The sequence below is a fragment of the Geodermatophilus sp. SYSU D00766 genome, assembly GCF_054049915.1.
Genome location: NZ_JBJGYI010000003.1, coordinates 218,560 through 233,804 on the forward strand (window position 1 = coordinate 218,560; position 15,245 = coordinate 233,804).

The window sequence follows — 15,245 nt, forward strand, 5'->3', positions numbered from 1 at the left end:
CCCGACCGCCGGCTCCGGCCGTCGGGTGCCCGGCGCGCGCCGGGCGGCGGTGGGGACCCCGGCCGGAGGGCCGGGGCCGCCCGTTCTACTGCTGGCTGTCGGCGTCCGGCGGCGCCGGGGCCTGGCTCGCGTCGCCGTCCCAGTCCTTGCCGGCCTGGTAGGCGTGCCCCGAGGCGCTGTCGGTCTGGTCGGCGACGGTCTGCGCCATCTCCTCGTCGGACAGGCCCTCGCCGGCGGCCTCGGTGTGGCTGCTGGGCTCGCTCATCGCGTCTCCTCCGTCGGGCGGCATCGGTCCCCCGGGCCCTCCCCGGTGCGCCCGCGCGCGAAACGCGGCGCCGGTCTCAGCCCTGCCCGGGCTGCAGGGAGAACCACACCCGCTTGCCGCCGTCGACGTCCTCGACGCCCCAGTCGTCGGCGATGGCGTCGACGATCTGCATGCCCCGGCCGCGGGGCTGGTCGCCGCGCAGCTCGCCGACGACCGGGCGCACGGCGCTGCCGTCGGCGACGGCGATGCGCAGCCAGCCGTCGGAGTACTCGAGCTCCAGGGACAGCACGCTCTCCCCGCCCACGTGGTCGACGACGTTGGCCACCAGCTCGGTGACGAGCAGCTCCACGTCCGCGCTGTCCTGGGGTGCGTCCCAGGCGAGCAGCACCTCGCGGGCGAGGTGCCGGGCCACCGGGACGCTGCGCGCCGAGGGTGGGAGGTCCACCCGCGCGGTGAGTGTCGACATCGAGGTCTCCCTGGGCCGGGCACCGGGGGCCCTGATGCGTTGTGCACGACTGAAGCGGCCCGAGCCTGACAGGTCGGCGGACGGGTCGCAACGACCGCTTGCGCCGGAAGGGGACGTTGCGTGCCACGGGCACTGCGTGCAACGAGGGGTTCAACAAGATAGCGTGCAACCGACCCGGCGGGAGCCGACCGCCGGCGGAGACGGGGAGGACGACCCGTGACGGCAGGACCGCAGCCGGCACCGGACGAGCCGGTCGGTGATCCCGGGGCCGCGGAGGACACCGCCCTGCGGGCCCTCGAGGACCTCGTGCGCGCGATCGACCGCTGCGCCGCCGAGCTGCAGGAGGCGCGCACGCGCGCCGAGCTGCTGCTCTCCGAGCGGCGGGCGGGCCGGTCGTGGCTCGACATCGTCACGGCCGAGACCCGCCCGCTCGTCGTCGAGCGGGTCAGCACGGTGCTGTCCGGGCTGGCCGGCGCCGGCTCGGCGTGGCGTCGGGCGCAGGCCCGCGCGCTGCAGGACGAGCGGGTGAGCATCAACCGGATCGCCGCCCTCTACGGCGTGACCCGCCAGCGCATCTCCGCCCTGCTGCGCGAGTGACCCGCCGGGGCCTCAGGCGATCAGGGCGTCGATGGCCTTGTAGAGCCGCTGCTCGGACACCGGGCGCGGCGTGCCGATCTGCTGCGCGAACAGCCCCACCCGCAGCTCCTCGAGCATCCAGCGGATCCGCGCGACCGGGTCGTCGGGAGCCCCGGTGGGCGGCACCTGCCGGCGCAGCTGCTCGTACTCGGCCGTGACCGCGGCGACCTGGTCCATCCACAGCGCGTCGCGCGCGGCGTTGGCCGGCAGCTTCTCCAGCCGGTGGGCCATCGCCCGCAGGTAGCGCACCAGGTCGGGCAGCCGGCGGCGGCCGGCGTCGGCCACGAAGCCGCGGTGCAGCAGGCCGCCCATCTGGCGGCGCAGGTCGGCGATCGCCGCGTCGGGCACCCGGCGTCCCGGCGCGGCGCCGATCGCGACGGCGACCTCGCGGGCCTGGGTCAGCACCGCCTCCACGCGCCGGACGGCGTCCTGCGTGAGCGGCAGCAGCTGCTGGCGGGCCGTGGCGACCAGCGCGGTGAAGGTGGCCTCGTCGCGCGGCGGCCCGCCGGCGGCGGCGACCAGCTCGTCGGCCGCGGCGTCGACGCAGTCGCCGACCAGCGCGGGGATCTCGCCGTCGGGGTTGAACTGCAGCGAGAGCCGGGTGCTCGGCGACATGCCCTTGACCACCTGCCGGGTCGGCGAGCCGGCCACCAGCACCAGCAGCCGGCGTGCGCCCCGCCAGGTCAGCCGGGTGGCCTCGGCCTCGGTGGCCACCACCCGGACGCCGGCGGTGGCGCCCTCGTCGACCAGCGCCGGGAAGGCGGTGACCACGTGCCCGCCGCGCCGGACCTCGACGGTGCGGGGCAGCTCCCCGATCGTCCAGGCGGTCAGCCCGGTGCGCTCCAGGTCGGAGGCCGCGCGGGCCAGGCTGGCCCGGGCCTGCGGCGCCACCTGGGCGCGCAGCCGCGGCAGCTCCTTGCCCGTCGCCAACGCGCGGCCGGCGTCGTCCAGCACCCGGAAGGTCGCCCGCAGGTGGTCGGGCACCTGGGCCGGCTGCCAGGCGTCCGGCGGGACGACGACGCCCGCCGACCGCCGCAGCTCCCGCTCGAGCGCCGGCAGCAGCGGCTCGGTCGGCGCGATGCGCGGCAGCACCTCGCGGACCCGGTCGGGGATGGGCACCAGCGCGCGGCGCAGTTGCTTGGGCAGCGTCCGCAGCAGCGCCGTCACCAGCTCCTCGCGCAGGCCGGGCACGGTGAAGGCCAGCGACTCCCCCGACGTCTGCTCCGTGACGGTGTCGAGCACGGCCAGGGGGACGTCGACGGTCACGCCGTCCTGCGGCGTCCCGGGGGCGAAGGCGTAGGACAGGGGCAGGGTGAGGCCCTGGGTCAGGGGCACCTCGTCGGGGAAGTCCTCGACCCGCAGCTGCCCGGCCGCGGCCGCGTTGGTGAGCACCTCCGGCGTGAGGGTGAGCAGGTCCGGCGTCTCGTGCCGCGCCCGCTTCCACCAGCGGTCGAAGTGCCGGGTGGAGACGACGTCGGCCGGGACCCGCGCGTCGTAGAGCTCGAACAGCGTCTCGTCGTCGACGCGGATGTCCCGGCGGCGGGCCCGCTCCTCCAGCTCGGCCACCCGCTCCAGCGCGCGCTGGTTCTCGGCCCAGAAGCGGTGGTGCGTCGTCCACTCGCCCTGCACCAGCGCGTGCCGGATGAACAGCTCGCGGGACACGACCGGGTCGATGGAGCCGTACTGCACCCGCCGGCCGACGACGAGCGGGATGCCGTAGAGCGTGACCCGCTCGCTGGCCACGACCGAGCCCCGCTTGGCGTCCCACCGCGGCTCGGAGTACTCGCGCGTCACCAGGTGGCCGGCCAGCCGCTCGACGTCGTCGGGGTCGACGCGGGCCACGGTGCGGGCGAACAGCCGGCTGGTCTCCACCAGCTCGGCGGCGACCACCCACCGCGGCGGCTTCTTCGCCAGGGGGGTGCCGGGCGCGATGACGAAGCGGGCCCCGCGGGCGCCGAGGTACTCCCGACCGCCGCGGCGCCGGTCGCCGTCCCGTCGCTGTGCTTCCTGCCCACCCCGCCGCCCCGACGGTCCCTCGAGCTGCAGGCCGACCTGGGACAGCAGGCCGGCGAGCAGCGAGACGGAGATGCCGCGCTCGTCGGGCTCGGCGGCGAGGTCGCCGACGGTCATGCCCAGCCGCCGGGCGGTGCCGCGCAGCTGGCCGTGCAGGTCCTGCCACTCGCGGATGCGCAGGTAGTGGAGGAACTCGCGCTTGACGGTGCGGCGGAAGGCACTGCCCGAGAGCGCGTCCTGCTGCTCGGTCAGGTACCGCCAGAGGTTGAGCAGCGTGAGGAAGTCGGAGTGCTCGTCGGCGAACCGGGCGTGCGCCTGGTCGGCGGCCTGCTGGTGCTCGGCGGGGCGCTCGCGCGGGTCCTGGATGGTCAGGCCCGCGGCGATGACCAGCACCTCCTCCAGCACGCCGCGGCGGTCGGCCTCGACCACCATGCGGCCCAGCCGCGGGTCGAGCGGGAGCTGCGCGAGCGCCCGTCCGGTGTCGGTGAGCCGCCCGTCCTGCAGCGCCCCGAGCTCCTCGAGCAGGGCGCGGCCGTCGGCGACGGCGCGGCGGTCGGGCGGGTCGACGAACGGGAAGTCCTCGACCGCGCCGAGGTCGAGCGCCGCCATCTGCAGCAGCACCGCGGCCAGGCTGGTGCGCAGGATCTCCGGGTCGGTGTACTCCGGGCGGGCGTCGAAGTCGTCCTCGGTGTAGAGCCGGATCGCGACGCCCTCGGCCACGCGGCCGCAGCGGCCCGAGCGCTGCCGCGCCGAGGCCTGGCTGATCGGCTCGATCGGCAGCCGCTGCACCTTGGTCCGCGCGCTGTAGCGGGAGATGCGGGCGGTGCCGGGGTCGACGACGTAGCGGATGCCCGGCACGGTCAGCGACGTCTCGGCGACGTTGGTGGCCAGCACGATGCGCCGCCCGGTGTGCGGCTGGAAGACGCGGTGCTGGTCGGCGGTCGACAGCCGGGAGTAGAGCGGCAGCACCTCGACGCCGGGGAAGCGCTCGGTGAGGCCGTCCGCGGCGTCGCGGATCTCCCGCTCGCCGGCCAGGAAGACCAGCACGTCGCCGGGGCCCTCCGCCGCCAGCTCCTCGACCGCGTCCCCGATCGCGGTGACCTGGTCGCGGTCGGGGTCGGCGTCCGGGTCGTCGGGGTCGACCACCGGCCGGTAGCGGATCTCGACCGGGTAGGTGCGGCCGCTGACCTCGACGACGGGGACCTCGGCGCCGTCGACACCGAAGTGCTTGGCGATCCGGTCGACGTCGATCGTGGCCGAGGTGATGACGACCTTGAGGTCGGGCCGCTGCGGCAGCAGCTGGGCGAGGTAGCCCAGCAGGAAGTCGATGGTGAGGCTCCGCTCGTGCGCCTCGTCGACGATGATCGTGTCGTACTGGCGCAGCAGCCGGTCGTGCGCGATCTCGGCCAGCAGCACGCCGTCGGTCATGAGCTTGACCAGCGTGCCGTCGCCGACCTGGTCGGTGAAGCGGACCTTCCAGCCCACCGCCCCGCCCAGCGGGGTGTCGAGCTCCTCCGCGATGCGCTCGGCCACCGTGCGGGCGGCGATCCGCCGGGGCTGGGTGTGCCCGATCCGGCCGCGGACGCCGCGGCCGAGCTCCAGGGCGATCTTGGGCAGCTGGGTGGTCTTGCCCGAGCCGGTCTCCCCGGCGACGACGACCACCTGGTGCTCGCGCAGCGCGGCGGCGATGTCGTCGCGGCGCGCGCTGACCGGCAGCGCCTCGGGGTAGGTGACCGCGGGGACTGCGGCCCGCCTGCGGGCGACGCGACCCTCGGCGGCCGCGACGTCGGCGGCGATCCGCTCCAGCGCCCGGGCGCGCGCGGCCTCGTCGCGGGTGCGGCGCAGCCCCTCGAGACGGCGGCCCAGCCGGTGCTCGTCCTCGAGGGTCAGCGCGGCCAGCCGGGACCGGAGGTCCGGGAGGGTCGCGGTCACGGCGGTGCTCGGCTTCCTTCCAGGGGGCGGGGAGCGGGACCGCTCCGCCGCCAGGATCGCATCGGGGAGGCCCGCGCCGTGCGGCGTCCGGGGCCAGGGAGGACAACGGCGGCGGGCGCGTCCCTGTTCCGCCGTCCGCGCCACCGGGTGCCCGGCTCCCCACGCCGTCGTCCGACCTGACCGCGTGCACCGTGCAACTGGTTGCATGCACGGCACAACGTCTTGTACGGTGCACGTACAGCCCTCCTCCTGCCCGGAGCTCCCCGTGCCCGCTTCCCCGCCGGCCGCCGTCGGGACCACCGCCCCTCGTCGGGCGGCCGAGGTCCGCCGGCTCGCCGAGCAGTTCCCCCGCCTCATCCGGCTGGTCCACGCCTTCAAGTCGCTCCCGTCCGCGATCGACGGGCGCGAGCGCGCGGCGCTGGTGCTGCTCTTCCCGCTCACCCGCCTCGGGCCGCTGCGCCAGAGCGCCCTGGCCGAGGTCGTGCACGCCGACCCCTCCACGGTCAGCCGGCACGTCGCCTCGCTCGTCGAGCAGGGGCTGGTGCAGCGGGTGGCCGACGAGAACGACGGCCGCGCCTCCCTGCTGGTCGTCACCGACGCCGGGCACGCGGCCGTGGAGCGGCTGGCCGAGGAGCGCGCCGCCCAGCTCGGCACGATGCTCGCCGACTGGTCCGACACCGACCTCGCCACCCTCACCGGGCTGTTCGGGCGCCTGCTCGACGACCTCACGGCGGCGTTGCCGTCCGATCCCCGCTCCCCCTCCGCACCTCCCGTCCCGAGAGAGCAGTCATGAGCCAGACCACCGCCCGCCGGGCCGGCGGGCCCGGCGGCGCCCGCGCCGCGGCCGCACCGGACGCCTCCGGCGCCTTCACCCACCGGCAGATCCTCACGATCCTGTCCGGCCTCATGCTCGGCATGTTCCTGGCCGCGCTCGACCAGACCGTGGTCTCGACGGCCATCCGCACCATCGCCGACGACCTGCAGGGCTACGACCTGCAGGCCTGGGCGACGACGGCGTTCCTCATCACCTCGACGATCGCCACGCCGCTCTACGGCAAGCTCTCCGACATCTACGGCCGGCGGCCCTTCTACCTGTTCGCCATCGCCGTGTTCGCGATCGGCTCGGCCCTCTGCGGCATCGCCGACTCGATGTACCAGCTGGCCGCCTACCGCGCCGTCCAGGGCATCGGCGCCGGCGGCCTGATGTCGCTGGCGCTGGCCATCATCGCCGACGTCGTCCCGCCCCGGGAGCGCTCGAAGTACCAGGGCTACTTCATGGCGGTGTGGGGCACCTCGAGCGTGCTCGGCCCGGTCATCGGCGGGTTCCTCGCCGGGCAGGGGTCGATCCTCGGCCTCACCGGGTGGCGGTGGATCTTCTGGGTCAACGTGCCGCTCGCCGTCGCGGCCTTCGCCGTGGTCATGCGGGTCCTGCACCTGCCGCACCAGCGGCGCGACCACCGCATCGACTGGCCGGGCGCGCTGGCGCTGGTCACGTTCCTCGTGCCGCTGCTCATCGTGGCCGAGCAGGGCCGCCTGTGGGGGTGGACCTCGGGCCGGGCGCTGAGCTGCTACGCCATCGGCGCGGTCGGCCTGGCCGCGTTCGTCCTGGCCGAGCGGGCCTACCGCGACGACGCGATCCTGCCGCTGCGGATGTTCGCCAACCGCACGTTCTCGGTGAGCAGCGCGTCGAGCATCGTGCTCGGTGCCGGCATGTTCGGCGGCATCCTGCTGCTCCCGCAGTACCTGCAGGTCGTCCACGGCTCGAGCCCGACGGTCGCGGGCCTGCAGATGCTGCCGCTCGTGCTGGGCATCATGACCGGCGCCATGACCTCCGGTCAGACGATCGCGCGGACCGGCAGGTACAAGGTCTTCCCGCTCGTCGGCGTCGTCCTCATGGTCGTCGCGCTCGTCGCGCTGTCCCTCGTGGTCGGGGCCGACACCTCGATCTGGACGCTGGCGCCCTTCATGCTGCTGCTCGGCGTGGGCCTCGGCTTCAACATGCAGCCGGTCATCCTCGCGGTACAGAACGCGGTGTCGCCGCGGGAGATCGGCGTCGCCACCTCGTCGGTGACGTTCTTCCGGCAGATGGGCGGCACGATCGGGACGGCGGCGTTCCTGTCGATCCTGTTCACCCGGCTCGGGACGGAGATCCCCGACCAGATCCGGCAGGCGGCCCAGACCAGCCCCGAGGCGGCGCAGCAGGCGGCCGCGCTGCAGCAGGCCGGCGCCGACCAGGTGCTGTCCGACACGAGCGCGATCGACGCCTTCCCGGCGCTGATCACGCCGTTCCGCGTCGGCTTCTCCAACACCCTCGACCTGGTGTTCATGGTCGCCGCCGCGGTCGTGGCGGTCGGCTTCGTCGTCCTGTGGTTCCTCCCGCAGCTCGAGCTGCGCACCCAGTCGGGAATCCAGGCGCAGCAGGCCGCGCAGCAGGCCGCGCAGCAGGCCACCGGCCCGGACGCCGGCCCCGGCGCGCAGGCCGTGCAGGCCGCGGGCGAGGCCGCGCCGACGTCGACGGCTCCCCCGGCCGGGCGACCCGGCGACGCGGAGCCGGCCGGCCGGCACCGCGGCTGACACCCCGCACGACGACGAGGCCCCTCCCCGCACCGGGAGGGGCCTCGTCGTCGTTCCGGGCGTCGGGCGTCGGCTCGCACGTCCGGTGCCCGGGATCGTGCACGTCCGGGGAAGTGCACGCCGTCGGACGGTGATCACCGACACGCTGGCGCCGGCGAGCCGGTGATCGACCGGGCCGCCGCCCGCCGTCCCGAGGTCCGTGGCGTGCTGCTACCCGGGGCGGGACCCGGCCTATCGTGGGCCGGCCGGGCAGCGCGCCCGGCTCTCGCCGTCCTCGCCCGTGGAGGCTCCCGTGTCCTCGCTGATCCTGTCCCGCCGCGACCTGGAGTTCCTCCTGCACGAGTGGCTGGAGGTCGAGACGCTGACCAAGCGGCCGCGGTTCGCCGAGCACTCGCGCGAGACCTTCGACGCGGTCATGGAGCTCGCCGAGCAGATCGCCACCGAGCACTTCGCGCCGCACAACCGGACGGCCGACGAGAACGAGCCGCGGTTCGTCGACGGGCGGGTCGAGATGATCCCCGAGGTCGCGCGGGCGCTGGCGGTGTTCGTCGAGTCGGGGATCATGGCCGGCACCTTCGACGAGGAGTACGGCGGCATGCAGCTGCCGCAGACCGTCGGGCAGGCGGCCTTCGCCTGGTTCAAGGCGGCCAACGTCGGCACGTCGAGCTACCCGTTCCTGACCATGGGCAACGCCCGCCTGCTGCTCGCGCACGGCTCGCAGGAGCAGAAGGACACCTGGGTCCGGCCGATGCTCGAGGGCCGCTGGTTCGGCACGATGGCGCTGTCGGAGCCGCAGGCCGGGTCCTCGCTCGCCGACATCACCACCCGCGCCGAGCCGCAGGACGACGGCACGTACCGGCTCGTCGGCAACAAGATGTGGATCTCGGCCGGCGACCACGAGCTGACCGAGAACATCGTCCACCTGGTGCTGGCCAAGATCCCCGGCGGCCCGCCCGGGGTGAAGGGCATCTCGCTGTTCGTGGTCCCGAAGTTCCTGGTCGCCGACGACGGGTCGATCGGCGAGCGCAACGACGTCGTCCTGGCCGGGCTCAACCACAAGATGGGCTACCGCGGGACGACGAACACGCTGCTCAACTTCGGCGAGGGCGTGCACACCCCGGGCGGCCGGGCCGGCGCCGTCGGGTACCTCGTGGGGGAGCCCCACAAGGGCCTGTCCTACATGTTCCACATGATGAACGAGGCCCGGATCGGCGTCGGGATGGGCGCGACCGTCCTCGGCTACACCGGCTACCTGCACGCGCTGGACTACGCCCGCACCCGCACCCAGGGCCGCCCCGCCACCGGCCGCGACCCGTCGTCGCCGATGGTGCGGCTGGTCGACCACCCCGACGTGCGCCGCATGCTGCTGGCCGCCAAGAGCTACGCGCAGGGCGGGCTGGCGCTGGGCCTGTACTGCGCGCGGCTGGTCGACGAGGAGCGGACCGCCGAGAGCCAGGAGGAGCGCGACCGCGCCCACCTGCTGCTGGACACGCTGACCCCGATCGCCAAGGCGTGGCCCTCGCAGTGGGGCCCGGTCGCCGACGACCTGGCCATCCAGGTGCACGGCGGCTACGGCTACACCCGCGACTACCCGGTCGAGCAGTTCTACCGGGACAACCGGCTCAACCCGATCCACGAGGGCACCAACGGCATCCAGGCCCTCGACCTGCTCGGCCGCAAGGTGACCGTGCAGGGCGGGGCCGGGCTCGCGCTGCTGGCCGAGACGATCCGGGCGACGACGGCGCGGGCGGCCGGGACGCCGTTCGCCGACCTCGCCGCCGACGTCGACACCGCGCTCACCCGGCTGGTCTCGGTCACCGGCACCCTGTGGGGCACCGGCGACGCGGCGCTGGCCCTGGCCAACGCCAGCGCCTACCTCGACGCGGCCGGCCACACCGTCGTCGGCTGGCTGTGGCTGGAGCAGGCGCTGGCCACCCGGGAGGAGACCAGCGACTTCCACGAGGGCAAGCGCGCCGCGGCCCGGTACTTCCAGCGCTGGGAGCTGCCGAAGGTGCACACCTGGCTGGACCTGCTGGAGTCGCTGGACCGCACGGTGCTCGACACCCCCGACGCCCACCTCTGACCACCCGGACGCGACCGCGCCCCGCTGCTCCTCGGCAGGAGCGGCGGGGCGCGGTCGCGTCTCGCGGGCGTCAGGCCGCCTGGGCCACCCCCACCGGCTCGACAGAGGCGCCGGTCGCGGCGCTCTCCCGGCGGGCGCCGGCCGAGGCCGCGGCCCGCTGCTCGCGCTCGTAGCGTGCCGTCGTCGAGGCGCCCATCGCGATCACCAGTCCGGTCAGGACCAGGAACCCGACGACGGCGACTGCCGGCCACAGAACCATCTCGAACGTCCCCTTGCTCGTCTCGTCTCGTGCCACCGGGAGCGGACTCCCGCGACTCGTTCGTCGAGGACTGTGTCCCCAGCCGATCGCCGTCTCAATCGTCGGCACGCACTGTTCACCTGACCGTCGGTGACCGACTGCACGTCCGGGCAGCCCGACGGCCCGGCACGGTGCGGGCGGTGACCGCATGGTGTCATCGGGGGGTGTCCGCCGGAGCCGAGGCCGCGCCCCCCGGCACCGCCTCGCCTCCCCGCCCGACGCGTCCGGCGCTCCTGGTCCTCACTCTGTCACTCGGGGTGACGACGCTGTCGCTGCTGCAGAGCCTGGTCGTCCCCGTCCTCGGCCCGATCGGCGAGCAGCTCGGCGTCTCCCCCGCCGCGGCGGGCTGGGTGCTCACCGCGAACCTGCTGGCCGCCGCCGTGCTCACCCCGGTCCTCGGCCGGCTCGGCGACGTGCACGGCGAGCGCCCGGTCGTCCTGGGCATCCTCACCGCCGTCGCCGTCGGCACCCTGCTGGCGATCGTCACCCGCTCGCTGCCGCTGCTGCTGGTCGCCCGGGTGCTGCAGGGCTCCTCCTACGGCCTGTTCCCGCTGTCGATCAGCCTGCTGCGCCGTGAGCTCCCGCCCGAGCGGCTGAGCGTGGCGATGTCGATCGTCAGCAGCACCCTCGGCGTCGGCGGGGTCGTCGGCCTGGTGGCCGCCGGGCTGCTGACCGGTGACGGCGGGGACTACCACCGCCCGTTCTGGGTCGGCCTCGGCGTCACCCTCGTCTCCCTCGCCCTCGCCGCCGTCCTGCTGCCCCGCCGCCCGGCGACGGCGACCGGCGGCGTGGACTGGGCCGGCGCCGGACTGCTCGGGATCGGGCTGGTGCTCCTGCTGCTCCCGGTCTCGCAGGGCAACGCCTGGGGCTGGACCTCGCCGGCCACGCTCGGGTGCGCGGCCGGCGCCGTGGTCGTCCTCACCGGGTGGGTGCTGTTCCAGCGCCACCGCGCCGCCCCGCTGGTGCGCCCGGCCCTGCTGGCCGACCCGCGGATGCTGGTGCCCAACCTCGCCGGGCTGGCGACGGGCGTGGGCCTGTTCGTCTCCTTCCTCGTCGTCATGCAGTACGTGCAGACGCCGCCCGAGGCCGCCGGGTACGGGTTCGGCGCGCCGGTGCTCGAGGCGGCCGTCGTCTTCCTGCTGCCCGGCGGTGTGCTGGGCATCGCGCTCGCCCCGGTCGCCGGCCGGGTCGTCGACCGGGTCGGGCCGCTGCTCACCCTGCTCAGCGGGTCCCTCGCCGGCGTCGCCGGCTTCCTCGTGCTCGCCGTCGCGCGGGACGAGCCGGCCGCGGTCGTCGTCGCGGGCCTGCTCACGCAGGCGTGGGTGACGGTGGCCTACGCCGCGCTGCCGACACTGGTGGTCTCGGCGGTGCGGCCGAGTGAGACCGGGGTGGCCAACGCGGTGAACTCCATCGCCCGCTCGGTGGGCCAGGCGATCGGCAGCACGGTCACCGTCGCGCTGCTCGGCGCCGCGGTCGACCCGGCCACCGGCTTCCCGCGGGCGTCGTCGTTCACCGTGGTGTCCCTCCTGGGCGCGGGAGCCGCCCTGCTGGTGGCGCTGGTCAGCCTGGCCGGGATGGCCCGCACCCGGCGCGAGGACCGGGACGACGCCGACGGGACCGCCGACGTCGGCCGGGCCACGGCCTGCGCCGGTGAGTGGTCGCCGGTGTCCGGGCTGCGCTGAGCGGTCACGCGACGCGCCGGGCGTGATCACGCGGTGCATGGAACGGCACCGTCCGGGGAATCGATCACCCCGAACCACCCGCTCCCTGCCCCGGAGGACCACGATGGCCCGCCCCCACGGCTCCCGCGCCGCGAACACCGAGGCGTCGAAGCCGACGCGCTTCTCGGGCAACTCCGCCGGTGACCCCGCGCCGCACGACGACAAGATCAACTCGACGCGCTTCGACAACGCCCCGCGCGGGACCGACCGGAAGGCCAGCTTCTTCGGCACGGTCAAGCGCACGGCGAAGGAGTTCAGCGAGGACAACCTCACCGACTGGGCGGCGTCGCTGACCTACTACGGCGTCCTCGCGCTGTTCCCGGCGCTGATCGCGCTGACCTCGATCGTCGGGCTGCTCACCACCCCGCAGCAGCTCACCGACGCGCTGACCACCGTCGTCCCCGCCAGCGCCGCGGATCAGCTGGGCCCGGTCATCGAGCAGGTCGCGGGCAGCCAGAGCGCCGCCGGGTTCGGCCTGGTCCTCGGCCTCGCCGGCGCCGTCTGGTCGGCATCGGGCTACGTCGGCGCCTTCACCCGCGCGTCCAACGTCGTCTACGAGACGCCCGAGGGCCGCAAGTTCTGGAAGCTCAAGCCGCTGCAGCTGCTGGTCACCCTGATCGGCATCCTGTTCGCCGCCGTGATCGTGGCGATGCTGGTGCTCAGCGGCGGGGTCGTGGAGGCCATCGCCTCGGCCGTCGGGATCGGTGACACGGCCCTCACCGTGTGGAACGTCGCCAAGTGGCCGGTGATCCTGGTGATCCTGGCGCTGATGATCGCCGTCCTGTACTACTCGACGCCGAACGTCAAGCTGCGCGGCTTCAAGTGGGTGAGCCCGGGTGCCGGCGTCGCGATCCTCGTCGCGGTCCTCGCCTCCGCCGCCTTCGCCTTCTACGCGGCCAACTTCGGCAGCTACAACAAGACCTACGGCGCGCTGGCCGGCGTCGTCGTCTTCCTGATCTGGTTCTGGCTGATCAACCTGGCCCTGCTGTTCGGCATCGAGTTCGACGCCGAGATGGAGCGGACCAAGGAGCTCAAGGAGGGCGTGCCGGGCGCGGAGAAGGAGATCCAGCTCGACGCCCGCGCCGAGCCCAAGCCCCGCAACACCAACTAGCGGGCGGCCCCGCACCTGACGGAGGCCCCCTCCCCGGCCGGGGAGGGGGCCTCCGTCGTGTGGTCAGCGGGAGGTGGGCGGCCGGTCGCCGCTGCGGGCCGGCGGGGTGCGCTCGACCAGGCCGGCGGCCACGGCCAGCCCCCGGCTGACCACCCGGCCGGCCGGGGCCACCACCGGCACCCGCCGGACGACGGCGTCGACGACGTCGCGACCGCGGTCGAGCAGCGACAGCGGCAGGCCCGACAGCGCGTTGCCCGGCGGACGGCGGGACACCGTCGGGTGCGGCCGGGTCGGCGACATGCGCCGGACCAGCGCCCACCGCCGCCCGAGACGGCGCAGCTCGGCGGCGTCCAGGCGCTCCTGCAGGTGCGGGAGGAGCACGTCCTCCTCGTCGCGGACGTCCTCGCGCAGCACCTCTACCAGCCGGGTGAGGCGGGCCGGGCGCGCCGGGTCGTCGGGCCCGCCGGCCTCCAGCGCGGCGACGAGCTCGTTGACCTCCTGGTGCTCCTCCTCGATGCGCCGGGTGAGCTGCTCACCGTCGGGCAGCACCCGGCGCACCACCGGCCAGAGGACGGTCTCCTCGGCGAAGGCGTGGCTGAACACCAGCCGGTCGATCCGGGTGAGCACCTCCTCCTGCGCCGGGCCGGCGGTGCCCGGCAGGTCGTGCAGCAGCCGGTCGAGCTCGACGTGGTCGGCACGCTGGCGCACCAGCACGCTGCCGGGGCCGCCCAGCTCCTCGTCGGTCTGGTCGGCGATGGATCGGGGCACGGGGACCCTCCTCGGGGCGTCGTGCGGACGGAGCCGTCCGGACCTGCCCCCACGCGGCGCCGCGCACACCGGTTGCCCGGCCCGGCGAGGGGTAGGGCGAGCGCGCGGGACACCGCGGTCCCCGCTGCGAGGAGGGCAGTGCCATGGCCGACCGGCCCACCGTCACGTCGGACTTCTACGACCTCGAGGCCCTGCTCGACGAGCAGGACCGCGCGACGCTGCACCGCGTCCGGGCGTTCATGGACGAGCAGGTCGAGCCGATCATCAACGAGTACTGGACCCGCGCCCAGTTCCCCCGGCAGCTGATCCCCGCGATCGCCGAGCTGGGCATCGCCGGCGCGCAGTACTCCGGCTACGGCTGCCCCGGCCGCTCCTCGCTCTTCGACGGCATGGTGTCGATGGAGCTGGGGCGCGGTGACCCGTCGGTGGCCACCTTCATGGGCGTCCACGGCGGCCTGGCCATGGGCACGCTGCACCTGTGCGCCTCCGACGAGCAGAAGGAGCGCTGGCTGCCGGCGATGGCCCGGATGGAGCTGATCGGCGCCTTCGGCCTCACCGAGCCCGACCACGGGTCCGACGTGGCCCGCGGCATCCAGACGACGGCCCGGCGCGACGGCGACGAGTGGGTGCTCGACGGGCAGAAGAAGTGGATCGGCAACGGCAGCTTCGCCGACCTGGTGGTCATCTGGGCGCGCGACGTCGAGACCGACCGGGTGCTCGGCTTCGTCGTCGAGACGCCGACGCCGGGGTTCAGCGCCGTCGACCTCGAGGACAAGATCGCGCTGCGCGCGGTGCAGAACGCACTGATCACCCTCGACGGCGTGCGGGTGCCGGAGGAGAACCGGCTGCAGAACGCCAACAGCTTCCGCGACACCGCCAACGTGCTGCGGGCCACCCGGGTGAGCGTGGCGTGGTCGGCGGTGGGCTGCTCGCGCGGCGCCTACGAGCACGCGCTGCGCTACGCGATGGAGCGCGACCAGTTCGGCCGGTCGATCACCTCCTTCCAGCTGGTGCAGGACCTGCTGTTCCGGATGCTCGGCAACATCACCGCCTCGGCGGCGCTGTGCGCCCGGGCCTCGCAGCTGCAGGACTGCGGCATGCTGAGGGACGAGCACGCCTCGATGGCCAAGGGCTACTCGACGATGCGGATGCGCGAGACCGTCGGCTGGGCCCGGGAGCTCATGGGCGGCAACGGGATCCTGCTGGAGAACCACGTCGGCCGGTTCGTCGCCGACGCCGAGGCGATCTACTCCTACGAGGGCACCCGCGAGGTCAACAGCCTCATCGTCGGCCGCGCCATCACCGGCACCAGCGCCATCGCCTAGCTGCTGGTGGCCCCGTCCGGAGGCTCGCCCCGAGCGTGCGAGGGGAGAGGGGG

Annotated in this window: 12 protein-coding genes; 7 read left to right on the forward strand and 5 right to left on the reverse strand. The window is 74.7% G+C overall.

What is annotated here, in order from left to right; translation table 11 throughout:
• Positions 1–85: 85 nt before the first annotated feature.
• Together ACI8AD_RS04675 and ACI8AD_RS04680 are read right to left on the reverse strand one after the other, a co-directional pair.
• On the reverse strand, positions 86–265 hold the full coding sequence (locus tag ACI8AD_RS04675) for a hypothetical protein (protein WP_456869364.1): 180 nt from the start codon (positions 263–265) through the stop codon (positions 86–88).
• A gap of 76 nt (positions 266–341) precedes the next feature.
• Positions 342–731: an ATP-binding protein gene (locus tag ACI8AD_RS04680; RefSeq protein ID WP_456869365.1), complete on the reverse strand. Its 390-nt coding sequence runs from the start codon at positions 729–731 to the stop codon at positions 342–344.
• A 216-nt stretch (positions 732–947) separates the two neighbouring features.
• On the opposite strand from ACI8AD_RS04680, the gene ACI8AD_RS04685 reads away from it, so the two are divergent.
• Positions 948–1,328, forward strand: coding sequence for a hypothetical protein (locus ACI8AD_RS04685; RefSeq protein WP_456869366.1), 381 nt, complete (start codon positions 948–950; stop codon positions 1,326–1,328).
• Between the two features lie 12 nt (positions 1,329–1,340).
• On the opposite strand, the gene hrpA is transcribed toward ACI8AD_RS04685, so the two are convergent.
• Positions 1,341–5,312: an ATP-dependent RNA helicase HrpA gene (gene hrpA, locus ACI8AD_RS04690; protein WP_456869367.1), complete on the reverse strand. Its 3,972-nt coding sequence runs from the start codon at positions 5,310–5,312 to the stop codon at positions 1,341–1,343.
• Positions 5,313–5,577: 265 nt separating this feature from the next.
• Here hrpA and ACI8AD_RS04695 point away from each other — a divergent pair, with 265 nt between their 5' ends.
• The 3 genes from ACI8AD_RS04695 (at position 5,578) to ACI8AD_RS04705 (ending at position 9,969) form a co-directional block, all read left to right on the forward strand.
• Positions 5,578–6,105, forward strand: coding sequence for a MarR family winged helix-turn-helix transcriptional regulator (locus tag ACI8AD_RS04695; RefSeq protein WP_456869368.1), 528 nt, complete (start codon positions 5,578–5,580; stop codon positions 6,103–6,105).
• On the forward strand, positions 6,102–7,886 hold the full coding sequence (locus ACI8AD_RS04700; protein ID WP_456869369.1) for an MDR family MFS transporter: 1,785 nt from the start codon (positions 6,102–6,104) through the stop codon (positions 7,884–7,886). Before ACI8AD_RS04695 ends, ACI8AD_RS04700 begins: the two co-directional genes overlap by 4 nt.
• 292 nt (positions 7,887–8,178) lie before the next feature.
• Positions 8,179–9,969: an acyl-CoA dehydrogenase gene (locus ACI8AD_RS04705; protein ID WP_456869370.1), complete on the forward strand. Its 1,791-nt coding sequence runs from the start codon at positions 8,179–8,181 to the stop codon at positions 9,967–9,969.
• A 70-nt stretch (positions 9,970–10,039) separates the two neighbouring features.
• Here ACI8AD_RS04705 and ACI8AD_RS04710 read toward each other — a convergent pair whose 3' ends face one another.
• A complete protein-coding gene (locus tag ACI8AD_RS04710) occupies positions 10,040–10,264 on the reverse strand; it encodes a hypothetical protein (RefSeq protein ID WP_456869371.1) in 225 nt (74 codons plus the stop codon).
• 260 nt (positions 10,265–10,524) lie between these two features.
• Between ACI8AD_RS04710 and ACI8AD_RS04715 the strand changes: the two genes are divergently transcribed.
• Positions 10,525–11,949: an MFS transporter gene (locus tag ACI8AD_RS04715; RefSeq protein ID WP_456869372.1), complete on the forward strand. Its 1,425-nt coding sequence runs from the start codon at positions 10,525–10,527 to the stop codon at positions 11,947–11,949.
• A gap of 103 nt (positions 11,950–12,052) precedes the next feature.
• The gene (locus ACI8AD_RS04720) at positions 12,053–13,099 is read left to right on the forward strand and encodes a YihY/virulence factor BrkB family protein (protein ID WP_456869373.1); all 1,047 of its coding nucleotides are present in this window, start codon (positions 12,053–12,055) and stop codon (positions 13,097–13,099) included.
• A gap of 63 nt (positions 13,100–13,162) precedes the next feature.
• On the opposite strand, the gene ACI8AD_RS04725 is transcribed toward ACI8AD_RS04720, so the two are convergent.
• The gene (locus ACI8AD_RS04725) at positions 13,163–13,867 is read right to left on the reverse strand and encodes a hemerythrin domain-containing protein (protein WP_456869374.1); all 705 of its coding nucleotides are present in this window, start codon (positions 13,865–13,867) and stop codon (positions 13,163–13,165) included.
• A gap of 143 nt (positions 13,868–14,010) precedes the next feature.
• Here ACI8AD_RS04725 and ACI8AD_RS04730 point away from each other — a divergent pair, with 143 nt between their 5' ends.
• Complete coding sequence (locus tag ACI8AD_RS04730; protein ID WP_456869375.1) at positions 14,011–15,192, forward strand: acyl-CoA dehydrogenase family protein; 1,182 nt, start codon at positions 14,011–14,013, stop codon at positions 15,190–15,192.
• Positions 15,193–15,245 lie beyond the last annotated feature (53 nt).